Genomic DNA, 18251 nt, shown 5'->3' with positions numbered 1-18251 from the left:
AAGAAAAAGGTAAAATTAATTCGTGTGTGTGAATTTAGTACTGTACGTTCATACCTATACTGGAAAAGGATGTGCTTTCTTTGACCACTGTAATTGCTTTTATATTTATGTTTGGCTTACTTGTGTTTGTACATGAGTGGGGTCATATGATTTTTGCCAAGCGTGCCGGGATGCTTGTTAGAGAGTTCGCAATTGGTTTTGGACCAAAAGTCCTTTCATTCACTAGAAATGAAACCTTATATACTATTCGCCTCATACCTGCAGGAGGGTATGTCCGAGTAGCTGGTGAAGATCCTGAAATTATTGAGTTAAAACCGGGACATCATGTTGGCTTAGAATTTAATGAACATGGTAGAGTAGACAAAATAATTGTTAATAATAAATCAAAACATCCGAATGCCCGGATTATTGAAGTGGAGCGAGTGGATTTAGATCATAGGCTTGTCATTGAGGGCTATGAATTGGATGATGAGGATACGAGACTATCATTTGATGTTGATTCAAAAGCATTCTTCGTGATGGATGAAAGAGAGACACAAATTGCCCCATATGATCGTCAATTTGCCTCCAAAACCGCTGGACAAAAAGCGATGCAGCTTTTTGCTGGACCATTAATGAATTTCATCCTTGCCATTATACTATTCCTAGTTCTAGGAATCGTACAGGGAGTTCCTGTAGACGAAGCGATTATGGGTGAAATTCAACCAAATACACCTGCGGAAGAAGCAGGAATGATGGCAAATGATCAAGTCGTACAAATTGAAGACCAATCGATATCAACATGGGAAGAATTTACAACCATTGTTAGGGAAAACCCAGGACAAGAATTAAATATGACGGTTCTTCGAAATGGTGAAGAGGAGACACTAACTGTTGTACCTAGACAAGTTGAAGGGATCAACCAGCAAGGAGAAACGATTCAAATCGGTCAAATTGGTGTATATCAAGGATTTGAAAAATCAGTAATAGAAACATTAAAATATGGATTTGAACAGACATATGAAATAACTAGACTTGTTTTAACTAATTTAGGTATGCTAATAACTGGACAGGTTCCTTTGGATGTATTATCTGGACCAGTTGGTATATATGATGCAACAGATCAAGTGGTTCAAACTGGTTTTATGAACTTAATTATGTGGACAGCAATGCTAAGTGTTAACCTCGGTATAGTTAATTTAATTCCACTACCAGCATTAGACGGCGGTCGATTAATGTTTGTTGGAATTGAGAAGCTTCGTGGAAAACCAGTACCACCAGAAAAGGAAGGTATCTTTCATTTCATTGGATTTGCTTTATTAATGTTATTAATGATTGTTGTAACATGGAATGACATACAAAGATTATTTTTATAATGGTCTGTTCATTGATAAATAAGGAACCCTTGTCGAACTTTGGCAAGGGTTTTCCATCATTCTAGCTGTTTTTTTGAGGTTTTGAATAATTTGATTTCTTCACTTTATTTAGCGACAAAAGCAATAATACTATAAAATATTAATAGGTTAATTAACCAACTATACAAAAGCAATAACCTCATAGGGGGAAAATAAATGGATTTATCCAAGAAAGAAAAAATGGATGTGTTATTAAAGCAAATTCAACTACCGGAAGATGAAGCATCAAAATATTTTTCAGATAGTTATATCGAGAAGGTTGAAGTATATAAAAAAGAACAAAAATGGCATTTTTTCATTCACATGAATCAAGTATTGCCACCGAATGTTTATTTAATATTTGTTTCCAAATTACAACAAGCTTTTCAACAAATCGCAACAATTGATTTAACGATAGCAACAGAGGACAAGACATGTACGGAGGAGACAATTCGTGGCTACTGGAAAAATTATATATCCTCCATAAATAGTCTATCTCCGGCCTATAAGGATTTAGTTTACAATCAGACCCCTAAAATAAACAATAATAAGATTATGTTAACCGCAAGAAATGATGCTGAGGCTAATGCATTAAGAAAAAGATTAGAAGAAAACTTCAAGACGTATTGTAAAAAGGTGGGAATGTTAGCCTACCCTCTTGAAATTGAAGTAGAAACAGATTTTGCTGTACTAGAGAAATTTAAAGAGCAAAAGAAATTAGAAGATCAACAACTTGTTCTGAGAACTGTTCAGGAGAAGGAAAAGCGGGATAAAGAGAAATCTAGTCAAGATGAAAATAAACCACTAATTTTAGGTTATAAATTTCAGGATGATCCTATTGAAATGGAAACGATACAGGAAGAAGAAAGGCGAGTTATTGTACAAGGTTATATTTTTGATTCAGAGATACGTGAATTACGATCTGGTAGAAGTTTATTAATTATTAAAGCAACGGATTATACAGACTCCCTGACCATTAAGATGTTCTCTAAAGGGGATGAGGATGCAGAAGCATTTAAATCTGTAAAAGCGGGAATGTGGATTAAGGCAAGAGGAAGCATACAAACGGATATGTATACTAATGAATTATCCATGATGGCGAATGATATTCACGAAATTAAGGTTGAAACCCGAATGGATCAAGCACCGGATAATGAAAAACGAGTAGAATTACATGCCCATTCGACAATGAGTCAGATGGATGCTGTTGTGTCACCTGAAGCACTGATTTCTCAAGCAGCAAAATGGGGGCATCAGGCGATTGCTATTACAGACCACGCAGGTGTACAAGGTTTCCCTGAAGCATATGGGGCTGGAAAAAAGAATAATATCAAGGTCATTTACGGGGTAGAGGCAAATCTGGTGGATGATGGTGTGCCAATAGCATATAACGAAGCAAATGTTGAGTTAGAAAATGCAACATACGTTGTGTTTGATGTAGAAACTACAGGTCTATCAGCTGTTTATGATACGATTATTGAGTTAGCAGCTGTAAAAATTCATCAAGGTGAGATTGTTGATCGATTTGAGGCATTTGCTAATCCGCATCATCCATTATCACAAACAACGATTGATTTGACAGGTATTACTGATGATATGGTTCAGGATGCACCAGAAGTAGAAGAGGTGCTGAAAGACTTTCATGATTGGATGGAAGATGATATTTTAGTAGCCCACAATGCAAGCTTCGATATGGGATTTTTAAATCAAGGATTTAAGAAAATGAACTATGAAAAAGCAACAAATCCAGTTATTGACACACTGGAGCTTGCAAGATTTTTATATCCTGAATTAAAAAACCACCGACTCAACACGCTAAGTAAACATCTTGATGTCGAATTAACGCAGCATCACCGAGCTATTTATGATGCGGAAGCAACGGGTTATATTCTCTGGAAGCAAGTAGAAAAACTATTGAAAATGGATATTACAAATCATAGCCAATTAAATAATCATATGGGTCAAGGAAATGCATATCAACGCTCTCGTCCATATCATGCAACCATATTAGCACAGACAGAGGAAGGGCTAAAAAATCTATATAAGCTCGTATCCTATGCACATATAGACTACTTTTACCGTGTACCACGTATTCCTCGCTCCTTATTGCAAAAATATCGGACAGGATTGCTTATAGGAACTGCCTGTGATCAGGGAGAGGTATTCGAAACCATGATGCAGAAATCTGCTGAGGAAGCGGAGAAGGTTGCGGAATTCTATGATTATATTGAGGTACAACCGCCAACCAATTATATTCATTTAATTGAGAAAGAATTGGTTCAGAATGAAGCTCAAATTTATGACATTATATCGAAATTAGTTGATATGGGTAAGCGGTTAAATAAAACGGTTGTCGCTACGGGGAATGTTCATTATTTAGATGAGCATGATAAAATTTATAGACAAATATTGATTAAGGCACAAGCAGGTAATCCGTTAAATCGTCAAAAGACATTACCGGATACACCATTCCGTACAACGAATGAAATGCTAGAATCCTTCAGCTTCCTTGGTGAGGAGAAAGCGAAAGAAATAGTTGTATACAATCCGAATGCTATTGCAGAACAAATAGAGGAAATAGCTCCTGTAAAGGATGGGTTGTTCACTCCTACGATTAAAGGGGCAGACCAGGAAATCCGAGACCTGTCATATAACCGAGCAAAGAGTATATATGGTGACCCAGTTCCTAAAATTGTAAGTGATAGACTGGAAAAGGAACTAGAAAGCATTATCGGTAACGGTTTTTCCGTTATTTACTTAATTTCCCAAAAGCTAGTTAAGAAATCTTTAGAAGACGGTTATCTTGTAGGTTCGAGGGGGTCCGTTGGTTCGTCATTAGTAGCAACGATGACCGAAATTACTGAAGTCAACCCATTACCACCACATTATGTTTGCTTGGAGTGTCATTATAATGAATTTATTGATGATGGATCAGTGGGGAGTGGTTTCGATTTACCTGATAAGCCTTGTCCAAAATGTGGGGCTGAATTAACGAAGGACGGTCAGGATATACCGTTTGAAACGTTCTTAGGCTTTAAAGGGGATAAAGTCCCTGATATTGATTTAAACTTCTCTGGTGCTTACCAACCTAGAGCGCATAACTATACGAAGGAGTTATTCGGTGTAGATTATGTTTACCGTGCAGGTACGATTGGTACTGTTGCGGAAAAAACAGCTTATGGTTATGTAAAAGGCTATGCATCTGATTATGATCTTGTTTATAAAAATACAGAGGTGGACCGCCTGGTTAAAGGGTGTACAGGAGTAAAGCGTACTACTGGGCAGCATCCAGGAGGTATTATCGTTGTGCCAGACGATAAAGAGATTTACGACTTTACTCCAATTCAATATCCAGCTGATGACCGAAATAGTGAATGGAGAACCACTCACTTTGACTTTCACTCCATTCATGACAATCTACTTAAACTGGATATCCTTGGCCATGATGATCCTACCGTTATAAGAATGCTACAAGATTTAAGTGGAATTGATCCTAAGACAATTCCTACCGACGATAAAGAAGTAATGAAAATCTTCTCTGGACCTGAATCACTTGGGGTCACCCCAGAGCAAATTAATTGTAAAACAGGGACACTAGGTGTTCCTGAATTTGGAACAAGGTTTGTTAGACAAATGCTAGAGGATACCAAGCCCTCTACCTTTTCGGAGTTATTAATTATTTCTGGCTTATCCCATGGTACAGATGTATGGTTGGGAAATGCACAGGAATTAATTGAACAGGGTATTTGTGAACTAGCCGATGTTATTGGATGCCGTGATGATATTATGGTGTATTTAATGCATAAAGGGTTAGAACCTTCCCTGGCTTTTAAAATTATGGAGTTTGTGCGTAAAGGAAGAGGACTACAAGACGAGTGGATTACCGAGATGAAAAAACATAATGTACCAGATTGGTACATTGAATCATGTAAAAAAATTAAATACATGTTCCCGAAAGCCCATGCGGCAGCATACGTTTTAATGGCAATACGTATTGCTTATTTCAAAGTCCATCACCCTATTTTATTCTATGCAGCATATTTTTCTGTGAGAGCTGATGACTTTGATTTAGATACTATGGTTAAAGGTTCTAAAGCAATTAGAGATAGAATAGAGGGAATCGCGGCTAAAGGAAATGACGCTTCACCAAAAGAAAAGAATTTAATGACCGTATTAGAGGTTGCTCTTGAGATGTGTGAACGTGGATTTAACTTTAAAAAAGTAGATCTTTATAAATCTAGTGCAACAGAATTCCTTGTAGATGGTGACAGCTTAATACCACCATTTAACGCAGTAGATGGTCTTGGTACTAACGCTGCAATTAACATTGTTAAAGCACGCGAAGAAGGAGAATTCTTATCCAAGGAAGACCTACGTGAACGCAGTAAAATTTCTAAAACTGTTCTTGAGTACCTAGATAATCATGGATGTCTAGAAGGCATGGCCGAGAAAAATCAACTTTCTTTATTCTAAATTTCCATTAACGTGAATAAAAAATCAAGCAGGCTATTACGCTTGCTTGATTTTTTTAAGTTGCAATGAATTTATAAGACCAATTTGTTGCTTTATATCTTCGCAATTGAAGGATGATGCGCAGTAACTCTAAAAATCAAGATAGTATAATAATACCGATACGTAAATACATCATAGACGTGCTATTCACAGGACAAGAAAGGCTTCGTGAGCATGACATCTTCGTTAGAAAAGCGGATAGTATTTTCAAGGAGGCAACTGCACTCCATTCCAATTCACTATTCAATATGTGAATAAGNCTGTTAAAGGAGTTGTTGTTATGTCAACCGTTAATTTATCAACGATAACAAAACAATTTGGTCATGTAACAGCAGTCAAAGAATTAAATCTATTAATTAATGAAGGTGAATTTTTTACTTTTCTCGGTCCGAGTGGATGTGGTAAAACAACAACTCTTCGCATGATTGCTGGATTCTACTATCCTACGAAGGGGAAGGTTTTGTTTAATGATAAAGATATGACTACGGTACCACCGGAGAAAAGAAATACGGGCATGGTTTTCCAAAATTATGCATTATTCCCACATATGACTGTCTTTGAAAATGTGGCTTTTGGTTTAAAGGTAAGAAAGATGAATAAAAGTGAAACGAAAAAAAGAGTAGAAGATGTTCTGAAAAAAGTACGTTTGGAGCAATATATCGACAGACAAGTGAGTCAATTAAGTGGTGGACAGCAACAGCGTGTTGCATTAGCACGTGCATTAGTTATTGAGCCGGATATTCTCTTATTAGATGAACCACTTAGTAACTTGGATGCTAGACTACGAGATGAAATGCGTAATGAAATTTTGCGCTTGCAAAGGGATTATGGCATTACCACCATCTATGTTACCCATGACCAGGTAGAAGCCTTGACAATGAGTGATCGAATAGCGGTTTTTAATATGGGGGTATGCCAACAAGTCGGCACACCGACTGAAATCTATAATGAGCCCGTCAATGATTTTGTAGCTGAATTTATCGGGGAGACAAATCTACTTCCTATCACATTTGAAAATCAGACAGAGACCCAGAAGATTTACCGGAATGAAGATTTAGATACTTCTATTTTTGTAAACGATAACAAATTGAATATTGCTTCTTATGATGATTCAGATGAACTCGTTATGTCTATACGACCAGAAGCAGTTCAAATCGTTGAGGAAAAGGAGGAAATGGAAAATATACTCCAGGGAGAGGTTTCTCTTGTTCAATTTACAGGTGCATCTGTTCATACTTATGTAACACTTCAAGATGGTTTGATGATAAGAACAACGGATTTAAATGAAGGTCCAAGTACATATTTAAGTGAAGGTAAGAAGGTTACTGTACGGCTTCCAGCTGATCAAATACGCGTGATTCCAAAGGCAAGGACGTGATCACATGTTAAATGCTGAAAAAAGAAAAACCATTCTACTATTAATCCCTATTATTCTTGTTCTAGTCGGATATGTCTTATATCCGTCTATTGAAACCATGATTGAAAGTTTTAAAAAAGAGGGAACCTTTAGCTTACAGAATTATCAAGACTTTTTTGGAGAAAAAGCAGAAGCCAATTTAGAAGCATTATGGAATTCGGTTTGGATATCTCTATTATCCGTATTTTTTAGTGCGTTAATCGGTATTCCACTAGCCTACATTTTTAACCGGTATGATTTTCCTGGGAGGATATTTTTCTCACAGATTGCGATTATGCCTATTGTTTTGCCATCCCTAGTAGGTGTCATGGCTTTTATGTATTTATATGGAGAAGCTGGTTTAGTTCCGAATATCATGAAGGACTTATTTAACTTATCTGAGGTACCCTTTAGCATTGGCGGAATTTCTGGCATTCTCATTGTTCATGCCTATACGATGTACCCTTATTTTTATATGACGACATCTTCGGCATTAAATAATATCGATCCTTCCTTGGAGGAGTCTGCATATAATCTCGGTGCAAACCGATTTAGGGTGTTTAGGAAGGTTACTTTTCCATTGTTAACTCCCGGTATCGTTGCTGCATCTTTACTTGTTTTCATGGTATCGATGGCATCATTTAGTGCACCATTTTTATTAGCCGGGGGATTTCGTGTTTTAAGTTTGCAAATCTATTTTTCTAAAATTAATGGTGACTTAGAAATGGCAGCAACCCAATCTGTCGTCCTAACGATGGTTTCTATTTCCTTCTTACTATTTATGCGTTGGTATCAAAATCGAAAAGATTATCGTATGGCAAGTAAGGGAATAGGTGCCCATCGTAGTGAAGTTAGTAACCCATTATTAAAATGGGTGATGGTGACAATTGGAATCTTAGCTATGATTGTACTGTTATTGCCACACGCAACCTTACTTATTTTATCCCTTGTTCCAGAAGGTGGATGGACATGGCAAACGTATCCGCAGGTGTTCAATCTAGAAAACTATCGTTTACTGTTTGAAGATCCAAACATCTGGGATCCTGTTAGAAATAGTTTAATTATGTCCTTCATTGCTTGTATTGGTGTATTTGTATTTGGAATTATTACCTCCTATGCATTGGTTAAGCGTAAGTTTGTCGGGAAAAACCTATTGGATATTCTTGTGATGATCCCGTGGGTATTACCTGCAACGGTAGTCGGGATGAATATGGTGTTGGCATTTAATGAACCATCTGTATTTTCATTTGGTCAAGTATTAGTAGGTACCTTTTGGATTCTGCCACTGGCATACTTTATTAGGTTTATTCCATTAGTTGTTCGTTCGACAACTGCAGTATTAGAGCAAATGGATGATTCGATTGAGGAAGCCGCACAGAACTTGGGTGCCAAATGGTTCTATACATTTAGAAGAGTTGTTATTCCTATCATTTTACCTGGTGTGTTAAGTGGTACATTACTAGCTTTCGTGCAAGCGGTCGGTGAGTTCCCAACATCCGTACTACTCTATACATTAGGAAACCGACCGATATCCATTGAAATCATGAACCAATTACGGATGTTTAATATGGGGCAAGCAGCTGCCTATGGAATGATTCAGGTTGGATTAATAGCAATTGTCATGATTATTTCGAGTAAGTTCTTTAAAGTAAAAGCAGATAATGCATTGTAAATAATATTTGGATTGAGCTTTGTTGTATATTATCTCGTAATTGAAAGAAAATGCGCAGTAACTTTAAAAATCAATATAGTATAAATAATACCGATACGTAAATACATTATAGACGTGCTATTCACAGGACAAGGAAGGCTTCGTGAGCATGACATCTTCGTTAGAAAAGCGGATAGTATTTTCAAGGAGGCAACTGCACTCCATTCCAATTCACTATTCAATATGTGAATAAATTTTTGACATAAATAGAAGGTGTGTGATGTTTAGCACCAACCAGCGAAGGAAATACACGAAGACTCCAGTGGGATGAAAAGCCTAGGTGAGACTACGGAGAGCGTTAGCTCGGAGGAGGCTCAGCAGCTCCCACGGAAAGCGTAGTGTATTTCCGCAGCGGTATTTAAGCTCCAGATTTCAGGTAAAGTTACTGCGCATTCTATCTATTATGTTCATTAACAACAATACCTATAAAATAATGCAATTATGCTATTTTCTGAAATATACTACTTTTATGGTATAATTAATAGGCATATTTATTCGTATTATTTTTTTTAATGATTTATTTTACTATTTTCAACATAAACTTGGTTAGGGGAGTGGTTATTATGAATTTGAAGTTTAACTCGGACCATAGTGTGAAAGAATTTTTAATAGAAAATCGTGAACAATTTGAAATAGAGCTCTTAAATGAGGCGATTAATGTTCGGGATAAAATTGAGGAAATAAAATTAATTGGGAATATCAATTTGGTTGCTAATGCTTATAAAGTCATTTTGTTGGTTGTAGAAAACAAGGAAGAAGAAGTGAACGAATTTGGTCATCAGGAAGGGATTGCGTGGGCGAAACATAATCTTACCCTTGCTTTTAAGTTAGAGTGGATCCAGTCTATTCGAACAACTTTATGGAATTTCCTTTATGAATATGAAAAGCTTAGTGAACAATCTAAAAATACGGTGGAGTTCTTTGAAATGGGGAAAGAAGTAAATCGATTAATCGATGTATTCTTTAAAGGATTTTTTATTAGTTACTCCAGTTACAAAGATGAATTGCTGGAGGCTCAGAGGAAATTAGTTGAAAATTTATCCGTACCAGTTATACCAATTTCCTCAACTGTTAGTATTCTACCACTTATCGGCGAAATTGATGAGCTTCGTGCTAACATCATTGAAGAAAAACTTTTATTTGAAATCGGTTCAAAGAGCATTCAAACCTTAATAATGGACTTATCGGGTATTGCCAGAATGGATGTTCAAGCAGTACGACTTTTTACAAGGTTATTAGACGGTATTATTATGATGGGATGTAAAACGATTATTACAGGTATACGACCTGATGTGGTGAAAAATATAGTCAACTTAGATATTGCATTTCAAAATAAAGCAGAAATTAAGGCAACTTTACAGCAAGCACTTAATGATTATTTAATCATAGATGAAAGTGAAGGAAATCGCATTTATTTAAAATAATATCTGTAATGCGCATATTCTTGCATCCTTTACCCTTTTATGATATATTTTTGTTGGTAAGCAATGATACGAATTGTTCAAAGAGTGGGTTTTTACCCACTCTTTCTTCATACTATCCTTCTTGAACTCTACCCTCCCTTGCCATCAATTTCAGGCAGGGGTTTTATATTGGTATAGATAGTATTCAAGAGGTTGGTTCATAATAAAAGTGGGTAGAGAAAGAGGATAGGGCTTCAGTTGTCATCTTTAAAAATAGAATGAGACAAATTTGAAATAGGTTCGTAATTCTCTAAAAAAACTCTTATAACATCTTTTTTGAAACGAATAACAACTTGGTAAAGGAGGATGAAAATGAGTTCTCAAGTTACAAAAACGACGGAAGAGTTAGTTCAACCAATATTACAGAAAAAAGAATTGGAATTAGTTGATATTGAATATGTAAAAGAAGGAAAAAACTGGTTTCTACGTGTGTATATTGATAAGCCTGGCGGTGTTGACATTATAGAATGTGGTGAGGTTTCCGAACAGTTAAGTGAGAAATTAGATGAAAAAGATCCGATAAAAGATCCATATTTCTTAGAAGTTTCTTCACCTGGTGTAGAAAGGCCACTAAAAACAAAAGATGACTTTGAAAAAAACGTGAATCAAAATGTATATATTAAACTATACGAACAAATTGATGGTGAAAAAGAGTATGAAGGTATTTTAAAGGAATTTCAAAATGATGTTTTAACCGTGGAATATAAAGTGAAAACCAGAAAAAAACAAGTTGAAATTCCATTTGATAAAATTGCTAAAGCAAGGCTTGCCGTAGTCTTTTAAAGGGGGATAAATAAATTGAGCAGTCAACTGTTTGACGCACTGGATAATTTGTCAAAAGAAAAAGGAATTGATAAGGAGATTCTCTTAGAAGCATTAGAAGCTGCTCTGATTTCCGCATATAAAAAGAATTTCAAGTCTGCTTCCAACGTCAGAGTTGAACTTGACGAAGAATCAGGAAGAATGAGCGTGTATTCAAGGAAAACGGTCGTTGATGAAGTAGAAGACACCCAACAAGAAATATCTTTAGATGAAGCGAGAGAAATCAATCCAAATCATGAGATAGATGATATTATAGAAGTGGAGGTAACACCAAAGGATTTTGGCCGAATTGCCGCACAAGCAGCTAAGCAGGTTGTTACACAGCGGGTTAGGGAAGCGGAACGAGGTGTTATCTTCTCTGAATATATAGATCGAGAAGAAGATGTTATGACAGGGATCATTCAACGGAAGGATTCTCGGTTTGTTTATGTTAACTTAGGAAAAGTAGAAGCCAAATTAGCAGAAGCTGAACAAATGCCAACAGAAGAATATTATATACATGATCGTATTAAGGTATTCGTAACTAAAGTAGAAAATACAAGTAAAGGACCACAAATTTATATTTCTCGGTCCCATCCTGGATTATTAAAAAGATTATTCGAAATGGAAGTACCTGAAATATATGATGGTACGGTTGAAATAAAATCTGTTGCCCGTGAGGCAGGCGATCGATCTAAAATATCAGTCTATGCTCCAGATCCTGATGTGGATGCAGTTGGCTCTTGTGTTGGTCAAAAAGGACAACGAGTTCAAACGATTGTGGATGAACTTAAAGGAGAGAAAATTGATATTGTCCAATGGTCAGAGGATCCAAAAGTCTATGTTTCGAATGCATTAAGCCCATCTAAAGTAGTAGAGGTATTAGTGGATGAAGAAGAACAAGCTACAACGGTAATTGTACCGGATTATCAACTATCCTTAGCAATTGGTAAACGTGGTCAAAATGCTAGGCTTGCAGCAAAATTAACTGGCTGGAAAATTGATATCAAGAGTGAGTCAGAGGCAAGAGAAGAAGGACTGTTATCGGAAATAGAAGATACAGATACTTATTCTGACACTGAGGAAGATTTGTTCGAATAAGGAGGTATGATTGTAATGAAAAAGCGAAAAGTACCTGAACGTAAATGTATTATTACAAATGAAATGAAACCAAAAAAAGACCTTATTCGCATTGTACGTAATAAAGAAGGGGAGGTTTTTGTTGACCCAACTGGAAAGAAAAATGGTCGTGGTGCCTATCTTTCTAAAGACATGGATGTTATTTTAGAAGCGAAAAAATCAAATGCTTTGAGTCGCCATTTAAATGCAGAGGTTGATTCTGCTGTATATGAAGAACTTAAATCGTTGGTAGATGTCAATGAAAAGTAATTACTTAAATTTGATTGGGCTTGCTTATCGTGCAAGAAAATGTTCTTTAGGGGAAGAGACAATATTAAAGGATATTCAAAAAAAAAGAGCAAAGCTAGTACTTCTTGCAAGTGATACTGGTCCGCAAACGAAAAAGAAATTGACGGATAAATGTAAGTTTTATAACGTACCATTTGTAGTAGTTGACGATCGTGAGACATTAGCTAGTGCAATTGGAAAATCCCAAAGAGTAGCTATCGCAATTTTAGATGCAGGTTTCGCTAATAAAATCCAATCGTTACTCGGGTAATTAATTTCGGGGGTGAACGTATGAGCAAAATGCGTGTATATGAATATGCAAAACAAAAGAACACAACTAGTAAAGAGGTAATCAATTATTTAAAAGAATTAAAAATAGAAGTTTCAAATCATATGTCTACTATTTCTACAGATACGGTTACGAAATTAGATGGAAAATTTAATGAAAAATCGAAACCAGATAATAGTAATCAACAGAAGGAATCTAACACAAAGAAAAAAACAGACAAAAAGGGAAAAACTGATAATAACAGGGGAAAAAATCAATCTAAACATAAAAACAATAATAAAAATCAAAAAGGACCGAAAAAAGGTAACAAAGGAAAAACTTCTAATCAACAGCCAGCCGTAAAAAAGGAGACACCTGAAAAAATTACTTATAGTGATACACTAACTGTTAGTGACTTAGCAGAGAAACTGAATAAAGAACCTGCAGAAATTATTAAAAAATTAATGTTTCTAGGTGTAATGGCTACAAAAAATCAGGACTTAGATGATGATGCGGTTGAATTAATTTGTAGTGAATTTAATGTAGAAGTAGAAAAGGTAATCATCTTAGAGGATACGGACTTTGATAAATATATACAAGAAGATAAAGAGGAAAATCTTGTAGAAAGACCTGCAGTTGTAACCATTATGGGGCATGTAGACCATGGTAAAACAACTCTTCTCGATTCTATCCGTCATACGAAAGTGACTGCTGGAGAGGCAGGGGGAATTACCCAACATATTGGTGCATATCAAGCTGAGGTCGATGATAAAAAAATTACCTTCTTAGATACTCCTGGTCACGCTGCATTTACAAGCATGCGTTCTCGTGGTGCGCAGATAACAGATATTGCTATTTTAGTTGTTGCAGCAGATGATGGGGTAATGCCACAAACAGTCGAGGCAATCAACCATGCTAAAGCAGCAGAGGTTCCAATTATTGTTGCGGTAAATAAGATGGATAAAGAGGCCGCTAATCCCGATCGTGTTATGCAGGAATTGACAGAATATGAACTAATTCCTGAAGATTGGGGAGGAAGCACTATCTTCGTGAATATGTCGGCAATTAAAAACGAAGGTATCGATGATTTATTAGAAATGATTCTTCTTGTTGCTGAAGTAGAAGAATTAAAAGCAAACCCAAATGCAAATGGTTTTGGTACGGTTATTGAAGCTGAGCTTGATAAAGGTCGCGGTAGTGTAGCTACTTTACTTGTTCAAAATGGTACACTACATGTTGGTGATTCGCTTGTAGTAGGAAATACCTTTGGTCGTGTGCGTGCAATGATTAATGACACTGGAGCAAGGGTGAATGAAGCTGGTCCTTCTATGCCGGTAGAAATTACAGGGCTGCAAGATGTTCCACAAGCTGGTGACCAATTCCTAGTATTCGATGATGAGAAAAAATCACGTCAAATCGGTGAAGCTCGTCAAGCAAAAGCAATTGATCAAAATCGCAGTGAACAAACCAAAGTTAGCCTAGATGATTTGTTCGAACAAATCAAACAAGGAGAAATGAAGGAATTAAATATTATCATCAAAGCAGATGTTCAAGGCTCTGCCGAGGCACTTTCATCTTCTTTACAAAAAATTGATGTAGAAGGCGTAAACATTAATATTATCCATACAGGAGTAGGTGCGATTACAGAATCAGATATCATTTTAGCTTCTGCATCTAATGCCATCGTAATTGGCTTTAACGTACGGCCTGATGCAAATGCAAAAGGTTCTGCACAAAGAGAGAAAGTGGATATTCGCCTTCATCGTGTTATTTATAAAGCTATTGAAGAAATGGAAGCTGCAATGAAAGGATTACTTGATCCAGAATTTGAGGAGAAAGTAATTGGTCAAGCAGAAGTAAGGGAAACATTTAAGGTTTCTAAAGTAGGTACAATAGCTGGAAGCTATGTTACAGATGGTAAAATTACAAGAGATTCTGGTGTTCGAATTATTCGTGATGGTGTCGTTCTGTTTGAAGGTGAAATCGATACATTAAAACGATTTAAAGATGATGTTAAAGAAGTGGCGCAAAATTATGAATGTGGTATAACAATTACGAATTTTAATGATATTAAGGTAGGAGACATCATTGAAGCATTTGTAATGGAGGAAATTAAACGTACATGATAATGTATGCTGAAGTTGAGTGTATGATGTATGAAGGGCATTCTTTAAAACAAAAACGTTCTTTGATTAAGCGTGTCATTGCTAAACTAAAAAATGATTTTAATGTTGCTGTAACAGAGTTGGATTACCATGATTTATGGCAGAGGACAAAACTAGGAATTGTAACCATCTCTACCACTCTAACTCATGCAGAACAAGTTATTCAGGAAGTGTTGAGAGTTATCGATACATTTATGGAATTAGAACGTACACTAACTAATGTAGAAAGATTATAATCAACACTTTTCATTAAAGGCTTTTAACGAGGTGAAAATAATGGCTGAATTACGTGCAAATCGCGTGTCGGAGCAAATGAAAAAAGAGTTGGGTGAAATTTTTACAAGAAAAATTAAAGACCCTCGAGTAGGATTTGTTACGGTTACAGATGTTGAGGTAACTGGCGACTTACAGCAAGCTAAGGTGTATATATCTGTTTTAGGTGACGAAAAACAGAAGAAAGACACATTATTAGGTCTTACGAAAGCGAAGGGGTTTATCCGGTCAGAAATTGGAAAAAGAATTCGTTTAAGAAAAACACCTGAGCTCACATTTGAATTCGATGAAGCATATGCATATGGGAATCATATTGAAACCATACTACGTGATTTGAACAAATAAAGTAAAAACTATTGACTAAAAAGCTTTTTTATGTTTGTTCAAAAGCAAGATATAAAGCAAGACGACGAAGATAATCGATTGTCATTTTTACCTGACTTTTGAACATTCACTTTAGAAATATAAAATTATTAATCTGACTCGTATAGTTAACGAGTCAGATTTTTCCATTCGTATGATTGTGTAGAAAACGCTATATAAATGGAGTTGATTGGATGGACGGTATTTTACCTTTATGGAAACCTAGAGGAATGACCTCACACGATTGTGTGATGAAATGTAGAAAACTTTATAATACGAAAAAAGTGGGTCATACGGGAACATTAGATCCAGAAGTGGATGGTGTACTACCGATTTGTATTGGACAAGCAACAAAAATAGTTCCTTTTTTAACAGATACGAAAAAAACATATATCGCAGAAGTAAAGATAGGGATTGCTACAGATACAGAGGATGCTCATGGAAATATTATGGAAGAAAAAGTTGTAAAAGAATCTCCGTCCAAAAAAATTATTGAAAAAGTGTTAAATCGCTTTACAGGAACTATTACTCAAGTGCCTCCCATGTATTCGGCAGTAAAAGTAAATGGAAAAAAGCTATACGAATATGCTAGAGAGAATAAAACGGTGGAACGACCAAAGCGAGAGGTAACTATCTATGAACTTGATTTATTAGCAGTCCATGAGAGTAGTTTTCAGGTAAGGGTCGTCTGTTCAAAAGGTACTTACATACGAACACTATGCGTCGATATTGGTAAGCAATTAGGTTATCCTGCGCACATGTCTAATTTAACAAGAATTAAAACTGCCGCTTTTTCAAAGAAAAATTCAGTGACTTTTGATACGATAGAAGAAAAGGTAAAAAAAAATGAACAAGAGCAGCTTTTACTTCCAATTGTAAAAGGTTTAGATCATCTAGATAAACTTCTGGTGGATGAAAAAACAAAAATTAAGGTTCTGAATGGACAAAAGCTTCCTAAGCCAGTAAGAAAAATAACGACTGATCCTTTTTTAATGATGTATGATGAAAAGCTACTCGCAATCTACCAAAATCACCCCGAAAACATGGATCAAATAAAACCGGTTCGTGTTTTTAATGGGTAAGAATAAGTGCAGGTGAATATTAATGAAAACATTTGAATTAAGTTATCCACATTCGCTAACAGCTAGTGAATTACCTGAAACCGTAACAGCTATCGGTTTTTTCGATGGAATACATAAAGGCCATCAAAAAGTTATAAAATCAGCTATCAACGAGGCTAATGAACGAAAGATGGAAAGTGCTGTTATTACATTTCACCCGCATCCTTCCGTGGTCTTAAAAAAGGAACATTCTAATATACGATATATTACACCTATACAAGATAAAATAAAAATATTAGAGAACTTAGGAGTGAAACGGTTATATATTATTAATTTTAATCGTGAACTATCCCAATTATCTCCACAGGAATTTATCGATTATTTTATTATAGGTTTAAATATAAAGCATGTCGTTGCTGGATTTGATTATACATTTGGCCATAAAGGTCGTGGAAATATGGATAATATCAAGAATTACACTCGTGGTAAATTTACATATAAGGCTGTTGATAAAGTGACAGAGGATAATGAAAAGGTTAGTTCTACAAGAATTAGGGAGCTATTAAGAACTGGAAAAATTGATGTTGCCAACAAGCTTCTCAAGAGACCATTCCGACTTAATGGAACAGTTATCAAAGGGGATCAGAGAGGAAGGGAAATTGGTTACCCAACTGCTAATTTAAAAGTTAATCCAGACAAACTATTACCAAAACCAGGCATATATGCGGTTAAAGTATTATATAAGGATGAAGAATTAACTGGAATGGCTAACATTGGTACAAATCCAACATTTACTGCTGATCGAGAAGATTTATCCATTGAAGTTCATATATTTGATTATAATAATAATCTATATGGGGAAGAATTGGTTACAGAATGGTATAAATACATGAGAGAAGAAGAAAAGTTCGCTAATGTTCAAGAACTAATTGATACAATGGCACTTGACGAAAAAAATATTCGAAACTATTTCTCTCAATTATAGACTTTTGCTTGCATTTTCACCAAAAAAACGTTATGCTTATATTCGTGAACCGTCCCTTGGCAAATCGTAACTCCGACGCTTGCTAGGAGATTGGGGATTAAGAAATAATAGGAGGTGTGCCAAATGGCAATTACACAAGAACGTAAGAATGAAATCATTAATGAATACAAAGTTCATGATACGGACACAGGTTCTCCAGAAGTACAAATAGCTGTACTTACGGAAGAAATCAATACGTTAAATAATCATTTACGTGTTCATAAGAAAGACCATCATTCACGTCGTGGTTTGTTAAAAATGGTAGGTAAACGTCGTAATTTACTTAACTACCTACGTAACAAGGATGTTACTCGTTACCGTGAATTAATTAAAAGACTTGGCTTACGCCGATAATCTTAAGAAGCAGGAGAAATCCTGCTTCTTCTATTATCTGGATATTTTATTTATCCTAAAAATAGAACAACCCTTATTTC

Annotated in this window: 15 protein-coding genes; all 15 read left to right on the top strand. The window is 35.8% G+C overall.

Translation table 11 applies throughout. The features are described 5' to 3' along the window. Positions 1–80: 80 nt before the first annotated feature. The 15 genes from rseP to rpsO all read left to right on the top strand — a co-directional run bounded on the left by rseP (position 81) and on the right by rpsO (position 18171). Positions 81–1355, top strand: a complete 1275-nt coding sequence (gene rseP, locus CAO17_RS08435; protein ID WP_085992386.1) for an RIP metalloprotease RseP — start codon at positions 81–83, stop codon at positions 1353–1355. Positions 1356–1550: 195 nt separating this feature from the next. Continuing rightward, positions 1551–5846, top strand: coding sequence for a PolC-type DNA polymerase III (locus CAO17_RS08430; protein WP_085992385.1), 4296 nt, complete (start codon positions 1551–1553; stop codon positions 5844–5846). A 319-nt stretch (positions 5847–6165) separates the two neighbouring features. Then, positions 6166–7263 carry an ABC transporter ATP-binding protein gene (locus CAO17_RS08425; RefSeq protein ID WP_085992384.1) on the top strand — a complete coding sequence of 366 codons (1098 nt, stop codon included), beginning with the start codon at positions 6166–6168 and terminating at the stop codon, positions 7261–7263. Between the two features lie 4 nt (positions 7264–7267). Then, the gene (locus tag CAO17_RS08420; RefSeq protein ID WP_085992383.1) at positions 7268–8953 is read left to right on the top strand and encodes an ABC transporter permease; all 1686 of its coding nucleotides are present in this window, start codon (positions 7268–7270) and stop codon (positions 8951–8953) included. Between the two features lie 602 nt (positions 8954–9555). Beyond that, positions 9556–10416 (top strand): STAS domain-containing protein, encoded by an 861-nt coding sequence (locus CAO17_RS08415; RefSeq protein WP_085992382.1) that lies wholly within the window; start codon positions 9556–9558, stop codon positions 10414–10416. 351 nt (positions 10417–10767) lie between these two features. Next, positions 10768–11238, top strand: a complete 471-nt coding sequence (gene rimP / locus CAO17_RS08410; protein WP_085992381.1) for a ribosome maturation factor RimP — start codon at positions 10768–10770, stop codon at positions 11236–11238. A 15-nt stretch (positions 11239–11253) separates the two neighbouring features. After that, positions 11254–12357 (top strand): transcription termination factor NusA, encoded by a 1104-nt coding sequence (nusA, locus tag CAO17_RS08405; RefSeq protein ID WP_085992380.1) that lies wholly within the window; start codon positions 11254–11256, stop codon positions 12355–12357. A gap of 6 nt (positions 12358–12363) precedes the next feature. Continuing rightward, positions 12364–12645 (top strand): RNase P modulator RnpM, encoded by a 282-nt coding sequence (gene rnpM, locus CAO17_RS08400; protein ID WP_085992379.1) that lies wholly within the window; start codon positions 12364–12366, stop codon positions 12643–12645. Beyond that, entirely contained in the window at positions 12635–12934 is a 300-nt protein-coding gene (locus CAO17_RS08395) for a YlxQ family RNA-binding protein (RefSeq protein WP_085992378.1), read from the top strand. Before rnpM ends, CAO17_RS08395 begins: the two co-directional genes overlap by 11 nt. 20 nt (positions 12935–12954) lie before the next feature. Then, positions 12955–15057: a translation initiation factor IF-2 gene (infB, locus tag CAO17_RS08390; protein ID WP_085992377.1), complete on the top strand. Its 2103-nt coding sequence runs from the start codon at positions 12955–12957 to the stop codon at positions 15055–15057. Then, the gene (locus CAO17_RS08385) at positions 15054–15332 is read left to right on the top strand and encodes a DUF503 domain-containing protein (protein ID WP_085992376.1); all 279 of its coding nucleotides are present in this window, start codon (positions 15054–15056) and stop codon (positions 15330–15332) included. Before infB ends, CAO17_RS08385 begins: the two co-directional genes overlap by 4 nt. Before the next feature lie 40 nt (positions 15333–15372). Continuing rightward, on the top strand, positions 15373–15714 hold the full coding sequence (gene rbfA / locus CAO17_RS08380) for a 30S ribosome-binding factor RbfA (RefSeq protein WP_085992375.1): 342 nt from the start codon (positions 15373–15375) through the stop codon (positions 15712–15714). A gap of 212 nt (positions 15715–15926) precedes the next feature. Beyond that, entirely contained in the window at positions 15927–16814 is an 888-nt protein-coding gene (truB, locus tag CAO17_RS08375; RefSeq protein ID WP_085992374.1) for a tRNA pseudouridine(55) synthase TruB, read from the top strand. Positions 16815–16836: 22 nt separating this feature from the next. Continuing rightward, positions 16837–17778: a bifunctional riboflavin kinase/FAD synthetase gene (locus tag CAO17_RS08370; RefSeq protein ID WP_085992373.1), complete on the top strand. Its 942-nt coding sequence runs from the start codon at positions 16837–16839 to the stop codon at positions 17776–17778. Positions 17779–17901: 123 nt separating this feature from the next. Further along, positions 17902–18171 carry a 30S ribosomal protein S15 gene (rpsO, locus tag CAO17_RS08365; protein ID WP_085992372.1) on the top strand — a complete coding sequence of 90 codons (270 nt, stop codon included), beginning with the start codon at positions 17902–17904 and terminating at the stop codon, positions 18169–18171. The last annotated feature ends 80 nt before the right edge of the window (positions 18172–18251 follow it).

This window comes from Oceanobacillus senegalensis (assembly GCF_900176885.1).
GTDB classification, from domain to species: domain Bacteria; phylum Bacillota; class Bacilli; order Bacillales; family Amphibacillaceae; genus Oceanobacillus; species Oceanobacillus senegalensis.
This window is presented reverse-complemented; position numbering and strand designations above follow the sequence as displayed.

Excerpts from the sequence above, each read along its gene's own strand:
- rnpM (WP_085992379.1), top strand. The coding sequence starts at position 12,364 with ATGATTGTAATGAAAAAGCGAAAAGTACCTGAACGTAAATGTATTATT.
- CAO17_RS08420 (WP_085992383.1), top strand. The coding sequence starts at position 7,268 with ATGTTAAATGCTGAAAAAAGAAAAACCATTCTACTATTAATCCCTATT.
- CAO17_RS08370 (WP_085992373.1), top strand. The coding sequence starts at position 16,837 with ATGAAAACATTTGAATTAAGTTATCCACATTCGCTAACAGCTAGTGAA.
- rbfA (WP_085992375.1), top strand. The coding sequence starts at position 15,373 with ATGGCTGAATTACGTGCAAATCGCGTGTCGGAGCAAATGAAAAAAGAG.
- CAO17_RS08385 (WP_085992376.1), top strand. The coding sequence starts at position 15,054 with ATGATAATGTATGCTGAAGTTGAGTGTATGATGTATGAAGGGCATTCT.
- truB (WP_085992374.1), top strand. The coding sequence starts at position 15,927 with ATGGACGGTATTTTACCTTTATGGAAACCTAGAGGAATGACCTCACAC.
- CAO17_RS08415 (WP_085992382.1), top strand. The coding sequence starts at position 9,556 with ATGAATTTGAAGTTTAACTCGGACCATAGTGTGAAAGAATTTTTAATA.
- CAO17_RS08430 (WP_085992385.1), top strand. The coding sequence starts at position 1,551 with ATGGATTTATCCAAGAAAGAAAAAATGGATGTGTTATTAAAGCAAATT.
- rpsO (WP_085992372.1), top strand. The coding sequence starts at position 17,902 with ATGGCAATTACACAAGAACGTAAGAATGAAATCATTAATGAATACAAA.
- CAO17_RS08425 (WP_085992384.1), top strand. The coding sequence starts at position 6,166 with ATGTCAACCGTTAATTTATCAACGATAACAAAACAATTTGGTCATGTA.
- CAO17_RS08395 (WP_085992378.1), top strand. The coding sequence starts at position 12,635 with ATGAAAAGTAATTACTTAAATTTGATTGGGCTTGCTTATCGTGCAAGA.
- infB (WP_085992377.1), top strand. The coding sequence starts at position 12,955 with ATGAGCAAAATGCGTGTATATGAATATGCAAAACAAAAGAACACAACT.
- rimP (WP_085992381.1), top strand. The coding sequence starts at position 10,768 with ATGAGTTCTCAAGTTACAAAAACGACGGAAGAGTTAGTTCAACCAATA.